Genomic DNA, 18475 nt, shown 5'->3' on the forward strand with positions numbered 1-18475 from the left:
AGCCGGCGATGAGGAGATCGCCGGCAAAAGGAGGAGGAATCACATGTCATCGTTTTTGAACCCGACGAGACGCGGCTTTCTGGCAGTTACGGCCGCTTTTGGCGCCAGCAGCATGCTCGGCGTGCGGTTGGCATCGGCTGCCGTTGATTGGAAGCGCTTTGCCGGTACGACGCTGGAAGTCAACCTGGTCAAGAGCCCGCGCAGCGAAATACTTCTGAAGTACTTGTCCGAATTCGAGGAGCTCTCCGGCATCAAGGTCAATGCCGAAGCGACGCCCGAACAACAGCAGCGTCAGAAGACGACCATCGAGCTGAGCTCCGGCAAGCCGAGCTTCGATGTCGTGCACATGAGCTACCACGTCCAGAAGCGGCAGTTCGAAAAGGGCGGCTGGCTTGCCGATATCGGCGGTTTTCTCAAGGACCCCTCTCTGACCGACCCGTCTCTGGTTGAAAGCGACTTCGCCGAAGCCGGCCTGACTTTTGCCAGAGATCCGGACGGCGTTCTGCGTTCGCTTCCATTCTCGGTCGATTACTGGATCATCTACTGGAACAAGACGCTGTTCGAGAAGAAGGGGCTCGCCTACCCGACGACGTTCGAAGAACTCGCCAGTGCTGCGGAGGCGCTCACCGATCCTTCCACCAACACCTACGGCTTCGTCGCCCGCGGCCTGAAGAACGCCAATACGCCGGTCTGGACGTCGCTGCTGCTTGGCTATGGTTCGAGCCCGCTCGGTCCGGATGGCAAGCTGCGCACGACATCGCAAGAAGCGATCGATGCAGCCAAGCTCTATCAAAGACTGATGACCAAGACCGCCCCTCCCGGCGTTTCTGGCTTCAACTGGGCCGAGGCGCAGTCGGCCTTCCTGCAGGGCAAGATCGGCATGTGGCTGGACGGCGTCGGTTTTGCGCCGCCGATCGAGAATCCGGAAAAGTCACGCGTCGTCGGCCAGGTCGGTTACGGCATCATGCCGAAAGGTCCGAAGGCACAAGCCGCAGGCACTTTTGGCGACGGTCTTGGCGTCGTCGCGGCAAGCCAGAAGAAAGAAGCCGGGTACCTCTTCTGCCAATGGGCGATTTCGCATGAAATGGGCGCACGTCTGCTGCAGGCCGGCGCCGGCGTTCCTTTCCGCCAGTCCGTCCTCGAGGATGCGAAGGTCCGCGAAGGCGTCAAGATGCCGGGCGCCTGGCTGGATGCCGTCGTCGGTTCCGGCAAGATCTCGCAGCTCGCGCTGCCGGTCATCATTCCGGTCACCGAGTTCCGCGACGTCTATGGTGTCGGTCTCACCAACATGATCGGCGGCGCCGATCCCGAAACCGAGCTGAAGGCAGCGACGGCACAGTTCGAACCTGTCCTGGCGAAAAGCGAGGGATAATGGCCTCGACAAGCATCGAAACGGCCGCAGTGGCCAAGACGTCGAAAGGAAGGAGCAAACCGGATCGGTTTGCTCCTAACTACTGGCCTTTCGTTATCCCGGCGCTGATCGTCATTGCGGCCGTCATTGTTTTTCCATGGGTGTTTACCCTTTGGATGAGCGTCAACAGCTGGACGCTTGGCCAGTCCCAGGTCTTTGCGGGACTGGACAACTATGCGCGGCTGGTCGTGGACACGCGCTTCTGGGATTCGCTGTGGCATACGGTGCTCTATACGACGCTTTCCGTGGTCGTCCCCCTTTTTCTAGGGACGCTCGCAGCGCTCATCTTCGACGCTCAATTTCCGTTGCGCGGTCTTATCCGCGGCATATTCGTGATGCCGATGATGGCCACGCCCGTGGCCATCGCACTCGTTTGGACGATGATGTACCATCCGCAGCTCGGCGTCCTCAACTATCTCCTCTCCTTCATCGGCATCGGCCCGCAGGAGTGGATCTATAATCAGAGCAGCGTCATCCCGTCGCTGGTACTGGTCGAGACCTGGCAGTGGACGCCGCTTATCATGCTGATCGTGCTCGGCGGTCTGGCGGCGGTTCCGCGTGAGCCCTATGAAAGTGCTGAAATCGACGGAGCCAATGTCTGGCAGAAATTCCGCTATCTGACGCTGCCGATGATCGCGCCGTTCCTGATGATTGCCGTGATCATCCGCAGTATCGATGCGGTGAAAAGTTTCGACATCATCTATGCCATGACCCAAGGCGGTCCCGGCACGGCGTCGGAGACGATCAACATCTATCTCTACAACACTGCTTTCGCCTACTACGATATCGGCTATGGCTCAGCGATGGCGGTTGTCTTCTTCATCCTCATCGTCCTGCTCTCCTTCGTCCTTATGATGCTCCGGCAGCGCGTGAACTGGTCCGACGGGGAGGCACGCTGATGAAGCGCAAGACGCTCGATCGCGTCGGACTGCTGTTTGTTGCCCTGGTGATGATCTCGCCGGTCGTCCTGTTCTTCCTCTGGATGATCTCCCTGTCGCTGAAATATGAGATCGACAACGGCGCCTATCCGCCGGTCTTCATCCCGGAGCGCTTAGCCTGGTCGAATTATCTGAAGGTCTTCGAAGAGAACAACTTCTTCCTCTATCTCTGGAATTCGGTGCTGGTGACGGGGGCTGCCACGCTTCTGGCGCTGCTGATCGGCGTGCCCGCCGGATATGGCATCGCGCGGCTGAAGGCGGAGAAGTCCGCGATGGTCATCATGATCGCGCGCATGACGCCGGGCCTTTCCTTCCTGATACCGCTCTTCCTGCTATTCCAGTGGCTGAACCTGCTCGGCACGCTCCTGCCGCAGATCATCATCCATCTCGTCGTCACCGTACCGATCGTCGTGTGGATCATGATCGGTTATTTCGAGACGACGCCGATGGAGCTGGAGGAGGCTGCAAGCATCGACGGCGCAACACCGTGGCAGGTTTTCCGCTTGGTCGCCTTGCCGATCGCCAGGCCGGGCATCGTCGTCGCCTTCATCCTGTCAGTCATCTTCTCGTGGAACAACTTCGTCTTCGGCATCGTGCTCGCCAGCCGCGAGACGCGCACGCTTCCTGTCGCGGTCTATAACATGCTGTCTTTCGAACAGGTCAGTTGGGGTCCGCTCGCCGCAGCCGCATTGATCGTCACCTTGCCCGTGCTGATCTTGACGGTGTTTGCGCAACGGCAGATCGTGGCGGGTCTGACGGCCGGAGCCGTCAAGTAAGCGGGTGAGACAACGAACTTGACGACTTCTTCTGCCTTCGAAGCGCCTCCCGGCCCGGCGCGCCGCGTTCTTTGTGTCGGCGCGGCGGTGATGGATACCCTGTTTCGGGTCCGCTCTCTGCCCGCCGGCCAGGGCAAAATTCTGCCCTACGACATGCTGCAGATCGCCGAGGGCATGGCGTCGAGCGCCGCCTTTGCGGTCGCCCGGCTGGGCGGCAATGCCAGCCTCTGGGGCGCAGTCGGCAACGATGCCACCGGCGAACGCATCATTGCCGACCTCGGCAACAGCGGCATAGACACGAGCGGCATGCTGCGCGTGGACGGCGCCCGCTCGGCCGTCTCGACCATTCTCGTCGATGATCAGGGCGAGCGCCTGATTGTGCCTTTCTACGATGCGGGCCTGCACGAGACAGTCAAGCCGGTCACAATAGAGGACGTTTCTTCTTTCGATGCGGTGCTGGTCGACGTCCGGTGGCCGAAGCTTGCATTGCGGACGCTGTCTGCGGCGCGAGAGGCGGGCAAACCGGCCATTCTCGATGGCGATGTCGCAGCCGATGGCGTGATCGAGATGCTTGCACCGGCGGCCAGCCACATCGTATTCTCGCAGCCGGCCGCCGAGCGCCTTGCGGGTGCAGCCGAGCTGGTGAAGGTCGTCGGCCTTCTGAAACGAAAGTTCGAGCAAGCTTTCGTCAGCGTCACGGCGGGCGAAAATGGCTCTTTCTGGTTCGAGGACCGAACCGGCGAAATCGCCCATCTTGCCGCTCCGAAGGTGAGGGCGGTCGATACGCTCGCAGCCGGCGATATCTTTCATGGCGCTTTCGCGCTGGCTGTCGCCGAAGGCTTGCCGATCGAAGAGACGATGCGCTGGGCATCCATGGCGGCGGCGCTCAAATGCCAGGTATTCGGCGGTCGTACCGGCGCGCCCAGCAGAGTCGAGGTCTGCGATGGCCTGCGGGATTGGGACGTGCCGATGACCAAGATGAGGGATCGTTGATGGAAGCGGTCCGAAAGCCAATGGTCTATGGCTGAAAATGATCGCAGCGACGGGGAGTGTCACCCGACAACAACAATGTTGCCCGCCATATGTGGGTCGAAAACGGGATATCTGGCCAGGTTACGCCAAGCAATGTCAGAGCTCCGCCTGTTTCGGCGCAAAAGCCCTGCATTGGGTTGAGACGCGTAATCTTCGATCCCGTCGCGTGGACAATCCGCCATGGGATCGAAAAGCGCACCGAGTGCAGTTGCACTTTGGCATGAAAGGACGACCAAGGGCGGTACATGGAAATCACCGCCAATTATCCTTGCGAATATAGGACATTGTCTTTCGAGCGTCATTGCCCATGGCCGAGGGAATGGAGAGAGGCGGACAGAAACTGGAGGGCTTCGCCGCACCGACGACGGTCTTTGTGTGTTGGGCGAATAAATCGAAGAAGCGCTCTTCCCGCGGCATCAGTTTTCGGAACCAGGTGAGCATCTGCGCTCCATCGAGTGTCGCAAAACTGCCACAAAGCACGCCGCTGCCCGTGAAAGGCTGTTTCCCAAAGCAGGGCCAGCGCGCAAATCGATCGGCCACTCAAACTCATACTTCCAGCCAGCGGCCCCTTATGACCGTCGGGCTTGGTGTCATCAAATGTTCATATGAACATTTCATATTTGCAAAGTGAAACTCGCCTGTTACGATCGGCTCACGTTCGTAGCGGGAGGCTATGAACCGACAACAAGTGGGAGTGAGGATGAACAAGATCGCTTTTTTCCTGTCCGCAGGACTGACCAGCCTTTCGTTATCCGTCCCGGCTTTGGCCGCCACGAAGATCCAGTGGTGGCACGCAATGGGCGGCGAGAATGGCGCGAAGCTTGAACAGATCGCCAAGGGGTTCAACGCGTCTCAGTCCGATTATGAGATCGTGCCGGTCTACAAGGGCACCTATGACGAGACGCTGACCGGCGCGATCGCGGCGTTTCGTGCCAACCAGCAGCCGGCAATCGTCCAGGTCTATGAAGTCGGCACCGGCACCATGATGGCAGCACAGGGTGCGGTCTATCCCGTCTACCAGTTGATGAAGGACGAGGGGGAGGCCTGGGACCAGAGCAAATTCATTGCCCCGGTCGTCGGCTACTACTCGGACACCAGCGGCAACGTCTTGTCCTTGCCGTTCAATTCCTCGACGCCGATCATGTATTACAACAAGGATGTCTTCCAAAAAGCGGGGCTCGATCCGGAAACACCGCCGAAAACATGGGCGGACGTCGAGGCCTTCTCGCGGACGATCATGAAGTCCGGCGCTGCCAAATGCGGCTTTACCAGCGCCTGGATTTCCTGGATCCAGACCGAAAACCTCAATGCCTTGCACGACAAGCCATACTCCACCAAGGCCAACGGTTTTGGCGGCCTGGACGCGGAATTCACCTTCAACAACGATCTGACGATCCGCCATTGGGGCAATCTGAAGAAGTGGCAGGACGAGGGGCTCTTCAAATTCGGCGGACCTGGCGGCGGCGATAACGCTCCTCCGATGTTCTATTCGCAGGAATGTGCGATGTACATGAATTCCTCGGCCGGCCGGGCCGGTGTCATCAACAACGCGAAGGCTTTCAAGGTCGGGTTTGCGCCGCTTCCCTACTATGACGACGTCATTCCGCAGCCGCTCAATTCGATTATCGGCGGCGCCACGCTCTGGACGCTGAAAGGCCGCCCGGAAGAGGAGTACAAGGGGGTCGCGAAATTCTTCACCTACCTGCAGAAGCCGGAAGTCCAAGCCGATTGGCATCAGTTCTCGGGCTACCTGCCGATAACCGAGGCTGCGTATAAGCTGGGCCAGGACCAGGGCTATTACGAGAAGAATCCGGGAGCAGATATCGGCATCAAGCAACTGACGCGGGTGACACCCACCGACAATTCGAAGGGTATCCGGTTCGGCAACTACGTTCAGGTGCGTGGTATCATCGACGATGAGTTTGCAGCCTTGCTGGGCGGTAAGAAGACGGCGAAGGAAGCGGTTGATTCCGTGGTCGCACGAGGCAACGAACAGCTTCGCGACTTTCAGTCCGCCAACTAATGGGCTCCGCGACGGGGGCTGGTGAGAGCCGGCCCCCGTTTCCCATCCGTCAGTGTGAGGCTCCATGCAAACCAAACGGACCGTATTTCCCAACAAGCTTTTGCCTTACCTGCTCATCGCACCCCAAATTTTCGTGACCGTGGTATTTTTCCTCTGGCCCGCGGCGACTGCATTCTGGCAATCTTTCCTGCGCCAGGATGCCTTCGGCTTCAAAACGAATTTCGTCTGGTTCGAAAACTATCGCCGGCTCTTTGCCGATCCGATCTACATCAATGCCTTCGGCCACACGCTCGTCTTCGCTATTCTCGTGACGGTCCTGTCGACGGCGATCGCGTTGCTCCTGGCTGCAGCGGCGATGCGCGTGTTGCGCAACTCTCGAATTTATTCGACCTTGCTCATCTGGCCCTATGCCGTCGCTCCCGCGATCGCTGGCATTCTTTGGTGGTTCATGTTCAATCCGTCGATCGGTATCGTCGCCTATATGTTGCGTACGATGGGGATCAACTGGAACCACCTAATCAATCCCGACCACGCCATGGTCCTGATCGTGATCGCGGCGACGTGGAAGCAGATATCATATAACTTCTTGTTCTTCTTGGCTGCGCTGCAATCCGTCCCGCGCTCGCTTCAGGAAGCCGGGGCCATCGACGGAGCCGGTCCAGTGAAGCGTTTTTGGACGATCGTGTTCCCGCTGATCTCGCCGACGACCTTCTATCTGATTGTCATCAACATCGTTTACGCGATGTTCGATACGTTCGGCATCATTCATGCGACCACCCAGGGCGGACCGGCGCGGGCAACCGAGATCCTTGTCTACAAGGTTTATTTCGATGGCTTCATCGGACTGAATTTGGGCTCGTCGGCGGCGCAGTCGGTCATTCTCATGGTGATCGTCATCGCTCTGACCGCGGTGCAATTCCGTTTCATCGAACGCCGCGTGCAATATTGAGGAAGCCCGAGGATGGTTGAAAATCGCCCTTTCCTGAATTTCCTGGCGCACCTTGTCCTCATCATTGGCGTCACGATCGTCGTATTTCCGGTCTATGTGGCTTTCATCGCATCGAGCCACGGCCCAAACGACTTCCTGTCTGGCGTCGTGCCGCTGACACCGGGAAGCCATATCATCGAGAACTATTCGACGATGCTGTCGTCGGGAATGACAAGCTCCGGGGCGCCGCCGATCGGGCCGATGCTGATCAACTCGCTGATCATGGCTGTTGGCGTCGCCGTCGGAAAGATCGCTATTTCGATCCTTTCGGCCTTTGCCATCGTCTATTTCCGGTTTCCGTTCCGGACCCTGGCGTTCTGGATGATCTTCATCACGCTGATGCTGCCGGTGGAGGTGCGCATCGTGCCGACCTATAAAGTCGTCGCCGACCTTGGAATGCTGAACAATTATGGCGGCCTCATCATTCCGCTAATCGCATCGGCAACGGCAACCTTCCTGTTTCGCCAGTTCTTTCTGACTGTCCCCGACGAACTCATGGAGGCTGCCCGTGTCGATGGGGCAGGGCCGATGAAGTTCTTCCGCGATATCCTGCTGCCGCTGTCGATCACCAACATCGCCGCGTTGTTCATCATCCTGTTTGTGCTCGGCTGGAACCAGTATCTGTGGCCGCTCATCATAACGACCGACCAGAGCTTCTATACCGTTGTGATGGGAATCCAGCGCATGGCAGCGGTTGCCGATGCCGAGCCGCGCTGGAACCTTGTGATGGCAGCCGTCATTCTGGCTGCCCTACCACCCGTCCTCGTCATCGTCGCCATGCAACGCCTTTTCGTCAAAGGCCTGGTCGAAACGGAGAAGTGAAATGGCAACGATCAACATCATCGACGTCAAGAAGAATTATGGTGCCGTTCCGGCGGTCAAGGGTATCAACCTGTCTGTTGCAGACGGCGAACTCATCGTCCTCGTCGGCCCCTCCGGCTGTGGCAAATCAACCCTGCTTCGCATGATTGCCGGGTTGGAAACCATCAGCGAGGGTCATGTCGAGATTGCCGGCCGCAATGTCAACAAGGCAGAACCGGCCGACCGCGATATCGCCATGGTCTTTCAAAATTACGCGCTTTATCCGCATATGACCGTACGCGGAAATCTCGAATATGGTTTGAAAAATCGCGGCACCGAACGGGCGGAAATCAACCGCCGCGTGGCGGAGGCGGCCGAGATCCTCGAAATCGGGCCGATGTTGGATCGTAAACCTCGCGAACTCTCCGGCGGGCAGCGCCAGCGTGTTGCGATGGGGCGCGCCATCGTTCGTGAGCCGGCCGCCTTCCTTTTCGATGAGCCTTTGTCCAATCTCGATGCCAAATTGCGGGTGCAGATGCGCGTTGAAATACGCCGGCTGCAACGGCGCCTGAAGACCACCAGCATTTACGTCACCCATGACCAGCTTGAAGCGATGACGCTGGCAGACCGGCTGGTCGTGATGAACGGAGGACTTGTCGAACAGGTCGGCACGCCCGTGGCGGTCTACGATCGCCCGGCGAGCCTGTTTGTTGCCAGTTTCATCGGCTCGCCGCCTATGAATCTCGTGCCGATCGACGTCCTCAGGGCAGCCGACAGCGCAAGTGCCCTGGCATTGCCCGCCGGCACCGACATGGTCGGCCTTCGTCCGGACGCGTTGCTCGTCACCAAGCCGGCAGAGCCTTCCGTTCGTCTCAATGCGACGGTCGAATTGCTCGAGCCAATCGGGGGAGAAAGCCATCTGCATGTGCGATTGCGCGGAAGCCAGCAGACGGTCGTCCTGACCGTGCCGGGTCGTCCGGATTTTGCCGAGAATACAAATATCGACGTCTTTGCACGTGTCGGGGCGATGCACCCTTTCAACAGCGATACCGGAAAACGCACAGATTGACTCCGGTTTTTAATTCTTCATCCCACCCCAGATGACGACGAAAGAGATGAGACGATGACGACTGTAGAGCCGCGAACCGGCCCGAGACGCAGCGAGGTTCAGGCGCATCGAGGCGCCTCTGCCATTGCGCCCGAGAATACCATTGCCGCTTTCCGGGCGGCTGCAGAACAAGGCGCGGAATGGGTCGAACTCGATGTTGCACTTCTTGCCGATGGTACCCCGGTTGTCATCCACGACGTCTCCATCGATCGCTGTTCGTCGTCGAAGGGAAATCTTGCCGACCTCACCGCGTCGGATCTCGACGCCATCGACGCCGGCTCGTGGTTCAGCCCGAAATTCAAAGGCGAACCACTGCCGACGCTGGCTCGCGTTGTTTCCGCGCTGGGCGAACTCGGCCTCAACGCCAATGTCGAGATCAAACAGCATGCCCATCACAAGTCACTCGACCAGCTGGTCAAAGTCGTTGATCAACATCTGAAGGCGCGGGCGGCGCAAACCAAGATCATGATCTCGAGCTTTGATGCCGCTGCGCTGAAGGGAATGCACGAGCTTGATCCAAGCTACGAACTCGCCATGCTGTGGAGCAAGTTGCCTGCGGATTGGACCGATATCCTTCGGTCGATTCCCGCAAAGACCATCCATCTTGACTACAAGGCTCTGAGTATCGGGTTTATCGAAGAGGCCGTGCGTCGCGGCATCTCGGTGCGGGCGTGGACCTGCAATGATCCCAGACGGCTCGCATCGTTCTGGGATGTGGGTTTGACCGGCGTGATAACAGACGACCCCAGTGTCTACCTCACCTAAGGAGCGGCGATGGGGCAGCGGATCATATCGAGCCGGCAACGTGAGATCCTCGCGCTGATCGAGACCGAAGGTGTTCAGTACATCGAGGAGCTGGCACGCCGGTACGATCTGACGACGCAGACGATCCGTCGCGATATCAATGCATTATGCGATCTCGGGCACGCACGCCGCTTCCACGGCGGCGTTGATCTGCCGGTCGAAGGCAGCAACATCTCGCTCAATGCGCGCGCCCAGCTCAATCGGCGCGCCAAGAGGCTTATCGCCAAGCGCGTCGCCGCCGACATCGGGACAGACGCGACAGTGTTTCTCGGGATCGGCAGCACGGTTCGCTTCGTTGCCGAGGCGCTGCGTGATCACCAGGGGCTGACGGTGATCACCAACAACATCCACGTCGCCTTGAGCCTTTGCGACGCGCCGAGCGTCGAGGTCCATTTGACGGGCGGTCTTTTGCGTCACGATGACCGCGACGTGGTCGGCACGGATGTGATCAGGTTCGTCGAAAAATTCTATGCGACTTACGCAATTGTCGGCGCAGGCGCTTTGAGCCCGCTTAACGGACTGATGGACTTCAGCTACAGCGAAGCCCAAATCACCAATGCCCTGCTGGAGAATTCACAAACGCAGATCCTGGCCGCGGACGTCAGCAAGTGGACGCGCAACGCGGCCGTGCGTGTTGCGCCATTCAGCAAACTCACCCGTTTCTACACCGATCGGCTACCTGGCGACGCGGCCGCCACCAATGCTCTGGCCGAGAGCAGCTTGGACGTGGTCACATGCAGCGAGGATATGACATGAGCTATGTAGACCTGGCGCCATCAGCTCGTGAATTGCGGGATGTGCGCTATCTGTTCACCGACATCGACGATACGCTGACTACCGAAGGCAAGTTACTGCCGCGAACCTACGAAGCTCTCTGGGATCTCAGCCGGGCGGGCATTGCCGTCGTGCCGGTCACGGGCGGCTCCGCCGGTTGGTGCGAACATATCGTTCGTGCCTGGCCGGTGGCCGCGGTCATCGGCGAAAGTGGCGCATATTGCGTCACCCGTCGGGGCGGCGAAGTCGTCTTCGACTATTGGGAGGACGCCACCCTGCAGGCTGAGCGCCAACGCCGGCACCTGCAGGCGATCAAGGGAGTGATATCGCAAAAGAGCAGGGCGTTCAGAATTGCCCACGACCAGGTCTTCCGGCTGGCGGATGTCGCAATCGACATTCAAGGGCATGATCCCCAGGACGTCGACGATCTGGCATCCAGCATAAGAGCCATGGACGGAACGGTCGCGATCAGCTCCATCCACATCAACACGTGGCTCGGCGAATACAACAAGCGTTCGATGAGCGAGCGTGTTTTAACCGAGATGTTTGGTGTCGATCCCGATGAAACGGCCGCTGTGACCGCCTTCGTCGGCGACTCTCGAAACGATGCGCCGATGTTCGGCTTTATTCGCAACTCCTTCGGGGTCAACAATATCATCCCGGTTCTTTCACAATTGCAATACGCGCCGAAATGGGTCTCCTCGCAGCCCGCCGGCCTTGGCTTTGCCGACATTGCCCAAACGATCTTGGACGCGGCTGGCGCAGGTTCTGAGACGTCTCGTCAGCTTTTGACCGAGCCGGCGGTCATGCCTGCCAGGAAGTAGCGTTGGGCAACCAGGTAAAGGACCAGAAGGGGAAGCGAACCAAGCACGCTCATCGCCATCATCTCGTTCCATTCGAAGGCGTGCTGGCCCATCAGAAGCTGGATGCCGATCGGAACCGTCCGAAGGTCCATCGATTTCGTCAGCGTCAGCGCAAAGAGGAATTCGTTCCAGGCCAGCAGGAAGGTGTAGACCGCGGTGGCGACGATCCCGGGGATGGAAACGGGAACGATGACGCGCCAAAGCGCCGTCCAGCTTGAGCCGCCGTCGACAAGGACGGCCTCGTCCAGCTCTTTCGGCAGGGTGTTGAGATAGCCTGTCATCAGCAAGACGGCGTAAGGCAGAGTGAAGACCATGTAGGTGAGGATCAGCGCCAGATAGGTATCGAAGATCCTGAAGGCGACCACCATTCCGAAATAGGGGATGAGAAGGGTGATCGGCGGAACGGTCTGGGTGCTGATGATGAAGATGTTCAAGGTGTTCTTGAACCGGAACTGATAGCGGCTGAAGCCGTAGGCGGTTACGATCGCGACGATCAGGGTCAGGGCGGTGACGACGCCGGCGACGAAATAACTGTTGATGAAGAACCGCACTTTCACTGGATCGTTGAAGATCGTCAGATAGGCGGCCACCGTAAAATCATCGGGCAACAGCCGCGGCGGAAGGGCGAAGATTTCCGTATTCGATTTCAGCGAACTGAAAAACATCCACACGATCGGAAAGGCCGAAAAGACGAGGCCGATCGCCAGGCCGAGATAGGTCAGGATGGTCGGCAATACCGAGCTCTTGAAGGAACGCTTTGCCATGGATCACCTGCGCTGCTGGTGTTTAATGTAGAAGTAGGTGACGCTCATCGAGATGATGAGGATGATCATTGCGCTCGCCGAAGCCAGCGAGAATTCGTACTGGGAAAAGGCGAGCTTGTAGGTGAAGGTGGAGAGCACTTCCGTCGAATAGATCGGGCCGCCGCCCGTCGTCATCCATACGAGTGGAAAAACCTGCATCGTCCAGATGAAATCCAGGAGCGCGATGCTGATGATGATCGGCATCAGCTGCGGAATGGTGATGTACCAGAACTTTTGGAGTTCGTTCGCACCATCGATGCCGGCTGCCTCGTAAAGCTCCTTCGAAATACCCTGGAGGCCGGCGAGCAGGCTGACCATGTAGAGCGGATAGCCTGCCCAGATGTTTGCGAAGGTCAAAGCGTGGATGGCGGTGCGCGTCGAGGAGAACCACTCGACCTTGAAGTTGATGATATGGAGCGCCATCAGCACGCTGTTGACGACGCCGTTCGGGTCGAGCAGCAGGCGCCAGATGATGGCGATGATGACGGCCGTGAACAGCCAGGGCAGGATGAAGAGCACGCGCAGGATGCTGCGAATGAGCGGATCGACGCGGTTGGTGTTCAACAGCAGCGCGAAGGCCAGGCCGATGATGAAGTGGAAGATGACGCTCATGATCGTGAAATAAAGCGTCTGCACGACCGACTGCCAGAAGACCGGATTCTCAAAGATGGTCATATAATTCTGGAGGCCCGCGAAGGCAGCGTCCTTTTTCATGATGGCGCCGTCCATCAGTGAATACTTGAGGACCATCACCATAGGAAACAGCATCAGCAGGACAAGCAGCAGGGTCGCCGGCGAAACGTAGAAATACGGCACCAGCTTCCTCAGGGTGCTGTAACGAAGCCATCCTTTTCTTCGCGCTTTGGCTTGCGCAGCGACCAGAGCCGTAGCCGAATGATTCATGAGCTGTGACTTTCTATTCTGCCGAAATTTGACGACTTGCACCGGCAGCGCCTGGTTGCGCTGCCGGTGATCCGTGAAAGCGACGTGCTTAGAACTTCGCCAGCCAAGCCTTCTCGGTATTGGCAGCTGCCTCCTTGGCTGACTGCCCGCCGTCGAACATCTTCTGAACTTCGACGTTCATGTCGCGCATCAGCTCTTCGGCAACCGGAAGGCCGACGAATTCGTTCGCAGGATAACCGCTCTGGAAGATTTTGAAGGCTTCCGAGAAGATCGGGTCCGAGGCCACGAAGTCCGGCTTTGCATGGACGTTGCCGGGGAAGGCGTTGGCAATCGAGACGAGACGGCCGTTGACGTCAGGGCTCATCAGATATTCGACGAGCTTCCAGGCTTCTTCCTTGTGCTGGCTGCCCTCGCTTATGCCGATACCCCAGGATGCGTAGGGCATGCCGCGCTTGCCGGTGTAGCCGTCAATGGCCGGCAAGGCGGAGATGCCGAAATTGAGCTTCGGATTGCGCTCGCGGATGAGGTTCACATGGGCGAGGGAGTCGACCATCATGCCGACGCGGCCGTTGACGAATTCCTCGACCTTGTCCTGTTCCTTCTTGGCAAAAATGCCAGGAGAAATAACGCCTTCCTTGTTGAGCGAAGCGATATAGTCGAGAGTGCCGACGACGGCTTCATTTTCGAGGTCAGGCTTGCCGTCCTTCAGCATCGAGGCGCCGGAGGCCCAGACCCACGACATGACGTCGTTCTGGATTCCGCTCGGAGACTGCAGCGATAGCGGCAGGACCCAGCCGTACTGGTTCTTCGAGGCGTCGGTCATTTTCTTCGCGGCTTCGGCAAATTCCGTGCGCGTGGCCGGCAGCTTGTCGACGCCGGCGGCCTTGGCGATATCCAGGTTCACGAAGACCGGGTAGACGAAGGATGCCAGCGGGAACATCACGCTCTTGCCATCGATCTTAACGATATCGGTGATCTGGCTCTTGTCGTATTTCGCCTGCTCCATCAGCTCGTCCATGGAGGCGATCGCGCCCTGCTTGGAGAGCCCGTTTACCCAGGCACCATCCAGGCCCACCACGTCGCTCAGCGTTCCGGAGGCTGCGCCGACGACGATCTGGTCACGCGTTGTGGCATAGGGACCGCTGACCAGCGTCACCTTGATGCCGGGGTTTTTGGCTTCGAAATCGTTCATGATGCCGCGCAGAGCGCCCGACGGCATTTCGGGTTCCCACCATTGAATGAACTCGATGGTGGTGTCGGCAAACGCCGATGTGGCGCAGAGCGCCCATACCGCCACGGCAGCCCGCATCGTCACGCCGAATTTTCTGATATTCATCTGTGCCTCCCAAGATTTGTCAGTTAATCGATCCTCCTCAAGACCGTAGGCAAAGTAGGTTCCCTGAAGCCTCTATCTGTCAATGAAGAACTGCGATCAGGAAAAGATGGGAGGCCGGCATTGACAGTGCGCGTTACGTTAAATCATTGATAAAAAATCATAAAATTGATTGACATCATCAGTGTTTTTCTGCAGCATTTGTATTGCTTGTGACGCATTTTTTCTTTACTTTCGTAAACAAATGAAAGTTTACCCAACAAAAAAGCGTGGCACCCGGCTTCTTCACTGCAAATTTTCGAATTTTGGGTGCTGAAACAAACGCCTTTTGCAACCCCGCGGCGCAGACCGCACAAGTCGCAAATGAAGGGAATATTTCGATTTTCGAAAGGGAGGGCGGAACCTGCGCAAAAAATGACGGATCACGCCGGTCTATGCGTTGATTTTCGACGATCCGGAAAGCGAAGATCACCCTGTACAAATTGCCCTATGCGTGGTTTGGCGCGTCAGCGGAATTGCCGTTGACGCGAAATCATTTCGATCCGGAGCGTCGTGGCATCGCCAACAAGGAATTGAATGGCCAAGAAAAGTTATAAATCGATGGACGATTTCGCGAGCGCCTCCGGCGTATCGCGTCCGACCTTGTCGAAATATTTCGATGATCCCTCGCAGATCAAGGAGGTGACCCGCAAGCGTATCGAGGCGGCTCTCAAGAAGTCGCATTTCGAGCCGAACCTTTTCGCGCGGCATCTCAATCGCAAGCGGACCAGGAATATCGGCATTCTGGTCCCGACCATGTCGGATCCCTTTTATGTGCAGGTCGTGTCGCTGATCGAGCTGGAGTTGCGGGAAAAGGGATTCTGGCCTGTCCAGATTTCGTCGCACACGCGGCCGGAGCTGGAGGCGGAGGCCGTTCGGACTTTGCTCTCGCTGAAGGTGGCGGGTGCGATCGTGGCGCCGCTCGGAGCCGGTTCTCGCCGTTCCGCGCTGGAAAGGCTGAGGGATGCCATCCCCGTCGTCTGCTTCGACAATCCTGCCGACGCCGACCTTCCTTATGTCGGCAACGACAACGCGCAAAGCATGGCAGCGATTGTGCAATATCTCTGCCGGTCCGGTGAGCCGCCGATCTTCCTGGAAATTCCGCATATGACCGAAAATGCCGGCGAGCGGCAGGCGGGCTACCGCGCGACCATGGCGAGGGAAGGGCATTCCCCGCTCGTCATCGATTGCGACGTGCCGCCTTCCTGGGAATTCGAGCGTCTCGGATACGAGCAGATGCAGAGAATTCTTGCCAATGGCGGTCTTCCGGGCAAAACGCTGCTATGCGCCAACGACCGCTTTGCTTTCGGCGCGATGGCAGCCGCATTCGCGTCGGGACTGAAAATCGGCCGGAACGACGCTTGCGACGTGCGCATCGCCGGGCACGACGACCACCCGCTAAGCCGATATACCTGTCCGTCGCTGACGACGATGGCCCAGAACGCGCCCGAGATCGCCGCGAAATCCGTGGAGCTTTTGCTGGCGCATATCGAAAGTGAGGATGATGGAACGACCCCTGTGACGAACAAGGTAATCCTCGAGGCAACGCTGGTTATGCGCGAGTCGGCTTGATGCCGTGTTTTCGCGTCAACGGGCAAGCGCTGGGTCCATGGCGCGCCATCCCGTTGCGATGGCTTCCAGGGCCTCTTGCCCCTCCGGAATGGCCCGCCTCTTCGAGACGAAGCCATGGATCTGTCCGGGCCAGGTCCGGGTCGTTGCCTTCGCCTCGGTGCTGAGCCGCTCGGCATAAGCCGCCCCTTCGTCGAACAGCACGTCATGTCCGGCAAGGATCAGAAGGGCCGGCGCCACGCCCGCCAGCGACGCTACGCTCAACGGCGAGGCTCGCCAGTCCGACCGGCTTGCGGCGTCCGGCAGGTAGTGGTCTCGGAACCATTTCATCGCGGCTGCCGTCAGGCCGAAACCCTCTTCGTAACGTGAGTAGCTGTCGGTCGTCTGCAACTGGTCGGTCACCGGATAGATCAGCACCTGTCCGATGACAGGCGGCACCTGTCTGTCCCGCGCCAGCAGGGCGACGACGGCGGCCAGATTGCCGCCCGCGCTATCGCCGGCGACGACAACCCGCAAGGGATCGATGCCGAGCGCATCGGCCTGCTCCGTCATCCAGACGAGTGCGGCGGCGCAGTCGTCGATGGCAGCAGGAAAGGGATGCTCCGGGGCGAGGCGATAGTCGGGCGAAACCACGACGGCGCCTGCCATATTGGCGAGCGTCCGGCAGATATCCTCATGAGTTTCCGGCGCGCCGATCACAAAACCGCCGCCATGGAGATAAAGCAAGGCCGGCGCGCCCTGGCGCGGCGCAGCGCGGCCGCGCCATATCTTCAACCTGATTGCGCCTGCATGCCTTTCCAGGGTCTCGACCACGTGTTCGAGCGGCCGTTGAATGTCTGCGAAACTATCCAGATATTGCTGCCGCGCCAGCGCCGGCGTGCAGTTTTCGACCGGGGTCTGCGGATCGCCAGGCCATGCAAGCGCGCGTTTGGCGGATTCGTCCAGCTGTGTCATTTGAGCAAACTCCTCGCTTCGTCTTCCCGCAATTCCCTCGGCTGCGCGACAGTACCCGAAATGGTCTGCGCGATACCGGTTTCGCCGGCACGCAGGATCGCTTCCATGACTTCGAGCACGTGCAGCGCCAGATCGCCCGAAGCGCGCGGCTTACGGCCTTCGACGATTGCGCGTGCGAGATCGGCGAGGCCAAGCATGCGATAGTTGGCGCGATCCGGCGCTGCGATCGGCCAGTTGACGGCACCGAAGAGTTCGCCTGATGTATCCGTTTCCTGCCAGGGCGCGCCGCGGCTGGAGAGCGCGACGGAGCCGCCGAAATTGTCGGGGTCGGGCAGGCGCAGCGAGCCTTCGGTTCCGTGGAGTTCGATGGGGTGGTTGGAATGGCGGAATACGTCCCAGGAGGTGCCGAAGGTGACTGTCGCACCGCACTCGAATTCCAGTAGCGACAGCACGCTGGTCGGCGTGCCGACCTTGAACGTCGTGCCCTGCTTCGGTCCCTCCGCCGTGATGAGCCGCTCTTCCTGCCCGCTTGTGGCGACGGCCTGCACACGACGGATCGGCCCCATCAGATTGACCATCATCGTGAGATAATAAGGCCCCATATCCATCAGCGGGCCTGCGCCGGCCTGGTAATAAAAGCTGGGATCCGGATGCCAGTGCTCCATGCCGCGCCCCATCATGAAGGCTGTCCCGGTCACCGGCTTGCCGATGGCGCCGGCTTCCATCTGCCGCCGGGCATGGCGTCCGGCCGCGCCGAGGAACGTGTCTGGCGCCGAGCCAAGCATGAGGCCCTTCGCCGCGGCCGCATCCACCAAGCTGCGTCCTTCGGCGGCCGTGATGCCGAGCGGCTTCTCCGTGAAGACATGCTTGCCCGCCGACAGAGCCCGCATCGAAACGTCAAAATGCGCAGCCGGGATCGTGAGATTGAGGACGAGGTCGATGCTGTTGTCGTCAATGAGGCTATCGACGTCAGTCGCGCGCAGATTGAACTCCGCAGCGCGACGCTTGGCGGCGTCTGCGTTAAGATCGGCACAGGCGATGATTTCGACGCCGCAAAACAGCGGCGCGTTGCGCATATAGGCAAGCGAAATATTGCCGCATCCGACAACGCCGATCCTGAGTTTCATACCATTGGTCTGTGCCATCTAAGAGCCTGATTTTGCCGTTGCGGGTGCGAAGGGTTGAGGGGCGCGTTACATTTTAAACGCAAGGAATAAAATATATTGACGCACGATAACATTTGATCATACGTAATGGCAAGGCGCTGGCGTCGCAATCCCCGCTGAAGAGCCCGCCGTTCCGGTCCCGGCCACCTCTCCAGGCGGAAGGGATTTTCGGCAAGGCCGGCGAAGCTCC

17 protein-coding genes and 2 pseudogenes are annotated in these 18475 nt (G+C 59.0%); 12 read left to right on the forward strand and 7 right to left on the reverse strand.

What is annotated here, in order from left to right; translation table 11 throughout:
* Positions 1-43 precede the first annotated feature (43 nt).
* Genes BS630_RS07965 through BS630_RS07980 form a run of 4 tightly spaced genes read left to right on the forward strand, consistent with a single transcriptional unit; the run spans position 44 to position 4118 of the window.
* Positions 44-1372, forward strand: coding sequence for an ABC transporter substrate-binding protein (locus tag BS630_RS07965; protein ID WP_077976970.1), 1329 nt, complete (start codon positions 44-46; stop codon positions 1370-1372).
* A complete protein-coding gene (locus BS630_RS07970; protein WP_077976971.1) occupies positions 1372-2310 on the forward strand; it encodes a carbohydrate ABC transporter permease in 939 nt (312 codons plus the stop codon). The genes BS630_RS07965 and BS630_RS07970 overlap by 1 nt, the downstream gene beginning before the upstream one ends.
* Entirely contained in the window at positions 2310-3125 is an 816-nt protein-coding gene (locus tag BS630_RS07975) for a carbohydrate ABC transporter permease (RefSeq protein ID WP_077976972.1), read from the forward strand. The genes BS630_RS07970 and BS630_RS07975 overlap by 1 nt, the downstream gene beginning before the upstream one ends.
* An 18-nt stretch (positions 3126-3143) precedes the next feature.
* Positions 3144-4118, forward strand: coding sequence for a sugar kinase (locus BS630_RS07980; protein WP_077976973.1), 975 nt, complete (start codon positions 3144-3146; stop codon positions 4116-4118).
* Between the two features lie 94 nt (positions 4119-4212).
* On the opposite strand, the pseudogene BS630_RS37910 reads toward BS630_RS07980, so the two are convergent.
* Positions 4213-4548: pseudogene (locus BS630_RS37910) on the reverse strand (anion permease); the annotation flags it as partial.
* Positions 4506-4598 (reverse strand): annotated as a pseudogene (locus BS630_RS37915) (nuclease PIN); the annotation flags it as partial. The pseudogenes BS630_RS37910 and BS630_RS37915, both read right to left, overlap by 43 nt.
* Positions 4599-4857: 259 nt before the next feature.
* Between BS630_RS37915 and ugpB the strand changes: the two are divergent.
* The 7 genes from ugpB (at position 4858) to BS630_RS08025 (ending at position 11479) form a co-directional block, all read left to right on the forward strand.
* Positions 4858-6180, forward strand: coding sequence for a sn-glycerol-3-phosphate ABC transporter substrate-binding protein UgpB (ugpB, locus tag BS630_RS07995; RefSeq protein WP_077976975.1), 1323 nt, complete (start codon positions 4858-4860; stop codon positions 6178-6180).
* A gap of 64 nt (positions 6181-6244) precedes the next feature.
* Positions 6245-7129 (forward strand): sn-glycerol-3-phosphate ABC transporter permease UgpA, encoded by an 885-nt coding sequence (gene ugpA, locus BS630_RS08000; protein ID WP_077976976.1) that lies wholly within the window; start codon positions 6245-6247, stop codon positions 7127-7129.
* Positions 7130-7141: 12 nt separating this feature from the next.
* On the forward strand, positions 7142-7990 hold the full coding sequence (gene ugpE, locus BS630_RS08005) for a sn-glycerol-3-phosphate ABC transporter permease UgpE (RefSeq protein WP_025397277.1): 849 nt from the start codon (positions 7142-7144) through the stop codon (positions 7988-7990).
* 1 nt (position 7991) lies between these two features.
* Positions 7992-9038, forward strand: a complete 1047-nt coding sequence (locus BS630_RS08010; RefSeq protein ID WP_077976977.1) for a sn-glycerol-3-phosphate import ATP-binding protein UgpC — start codon at positions 7992-7994, stop codon at positions 9036-9038.
* A gap of 54 nt (positions 9039-9092) precedes the next feature.
* Positions 9093-9842, forward strand: coding sequence for a glycerophosphoryl diester phosphodiesterase (locus BS630_RS08015; RefSeq protein ID WP_077976978.1), 750 nt, complete (start codon positions 9093-9095; stop codon positions 9840-9842).
* A gap of 9 nt (positions 9843-9851) precedes the next feature.
* Positions 9852-10637, forward strand: coding sequence for a DeoR/GlpR family DNA-binding transcription regulator (locus BS630_RS08020; RefSeq protein ID WP_077976979.1), 786 nt, complete (start codon positions 9852-9854; stop codon positions 10635-10637).
* Positions 10634-11479 carry an HAD-IIB family hydrolase gene (locus BS630_RS08025; RefSeq protein WP_077976980.1) on the forward strand — a complete coding sequence of 282 codons (846 nt, stop codon included), beginning with the start codon at positions 10634-10636 and terminating at the stop codon, positions 11477-11479. The genes BS630_RS08020 and BS630_RS08025 overlap by 4 nt, the downstream gene beginning before the upstream one ends.
* Here the strand turns inward: BS630_RS08025 and BS630_RS08030 are convergent.
* The 3 genes from BS630_RS08030 to BS630_RS08040 form a co-directional block, all read right to left on the reverse strand.
* The gene (locus BS630_RS08030; protein ID WP_077976981.1) at positions 11437-12282 is read right to left on the reverse strand and encodes a carbohydrate ABC transporter permease; all 846 of its coding nucleotides are present in this window, start codon (positions 12280-12282) and stop codon (positions 11437-11439) included. The two genes, BS630_RS08025 and BS630_RS08030, sit on opposite strands and share 43 nt — an antisense overlap.
* Before the next feature lie 3 nt (positions 12283-12285).
* Positions 12286-13224 (reverse strand): carbohydrate ABC transporter permease, encoded by a 939-nt coding sequence (locus BS630_RS08035; protein ID WP_077976982.1) that lies wholly within the window; start codon positions 13222-13224, stop codon positions 12286-12288.
* A gap of 88 nt (positions 13225-13312) precedes the next feature.
* Positions 13313-14560, reverse strand: a complete 1248-nt coding sequence (locus tag BS630_RS08040) for an ABC transporter substrate-binding protein (RefSeq protein ID WP_077976983.1) — start codon at positions 14558-14560, stop codon at positions 13313-13315.
* Between the two features lie 573 nt (positions 14561-15133).
* Between BS630_RS08040 and BS630_RS08050 the strand changes: the two genes are divergently transcribed.
* Entirely contained in the window at positions 15134-16168 is a 1035-nt protein-coding gene (locus BS630_RS08050) for a LacI family DNA-binding transcriptional regulator (RefSeq protein WP_025397284.1), read from the forward strand.
* Between the two features lie 15 nt (positions 16169-16183).
* Here the strand turns inward: BS630_RS08050 and BS630_RS08055 are convergent, their stop codons facing one another.
* A complete protein-coding gene (locus BS630_RS08055; RefSeq protein ID WP_077976984.1) occupies positions 16184-17119 on the reverse strand; it encodes an alpha/beta hydrolase in 936 nt (311 codons plus the stop codon).
* Positions 17116-18264: a Gfo/Idh/MocA family protein gene (locus BS630_RS08060; protein WP_077976985.1), complete on the reverse strand. Its 1149-nt coding sequence runs from the start codon at positions 18262-18264 to the stop codon at positions 17116-17118. Before BS630_RS08060 ends, BS630_RS08055 begins: the two co-directional genes overlap by 4 nt.
* Positions 18265-18475 lie beyond the last annotated feature (211 nt).

The sequence above is a fragment of the Rhizobium laguerreae genome (genome assembly GCF_002008165.1).
Taxonomy (GTDB): Bacteria; Pseudomonadota; Alphaproteobacteria; order Rhizobiales; family Rhizobiaceae; genus Rhizobium; species Rhizobium laguerreae.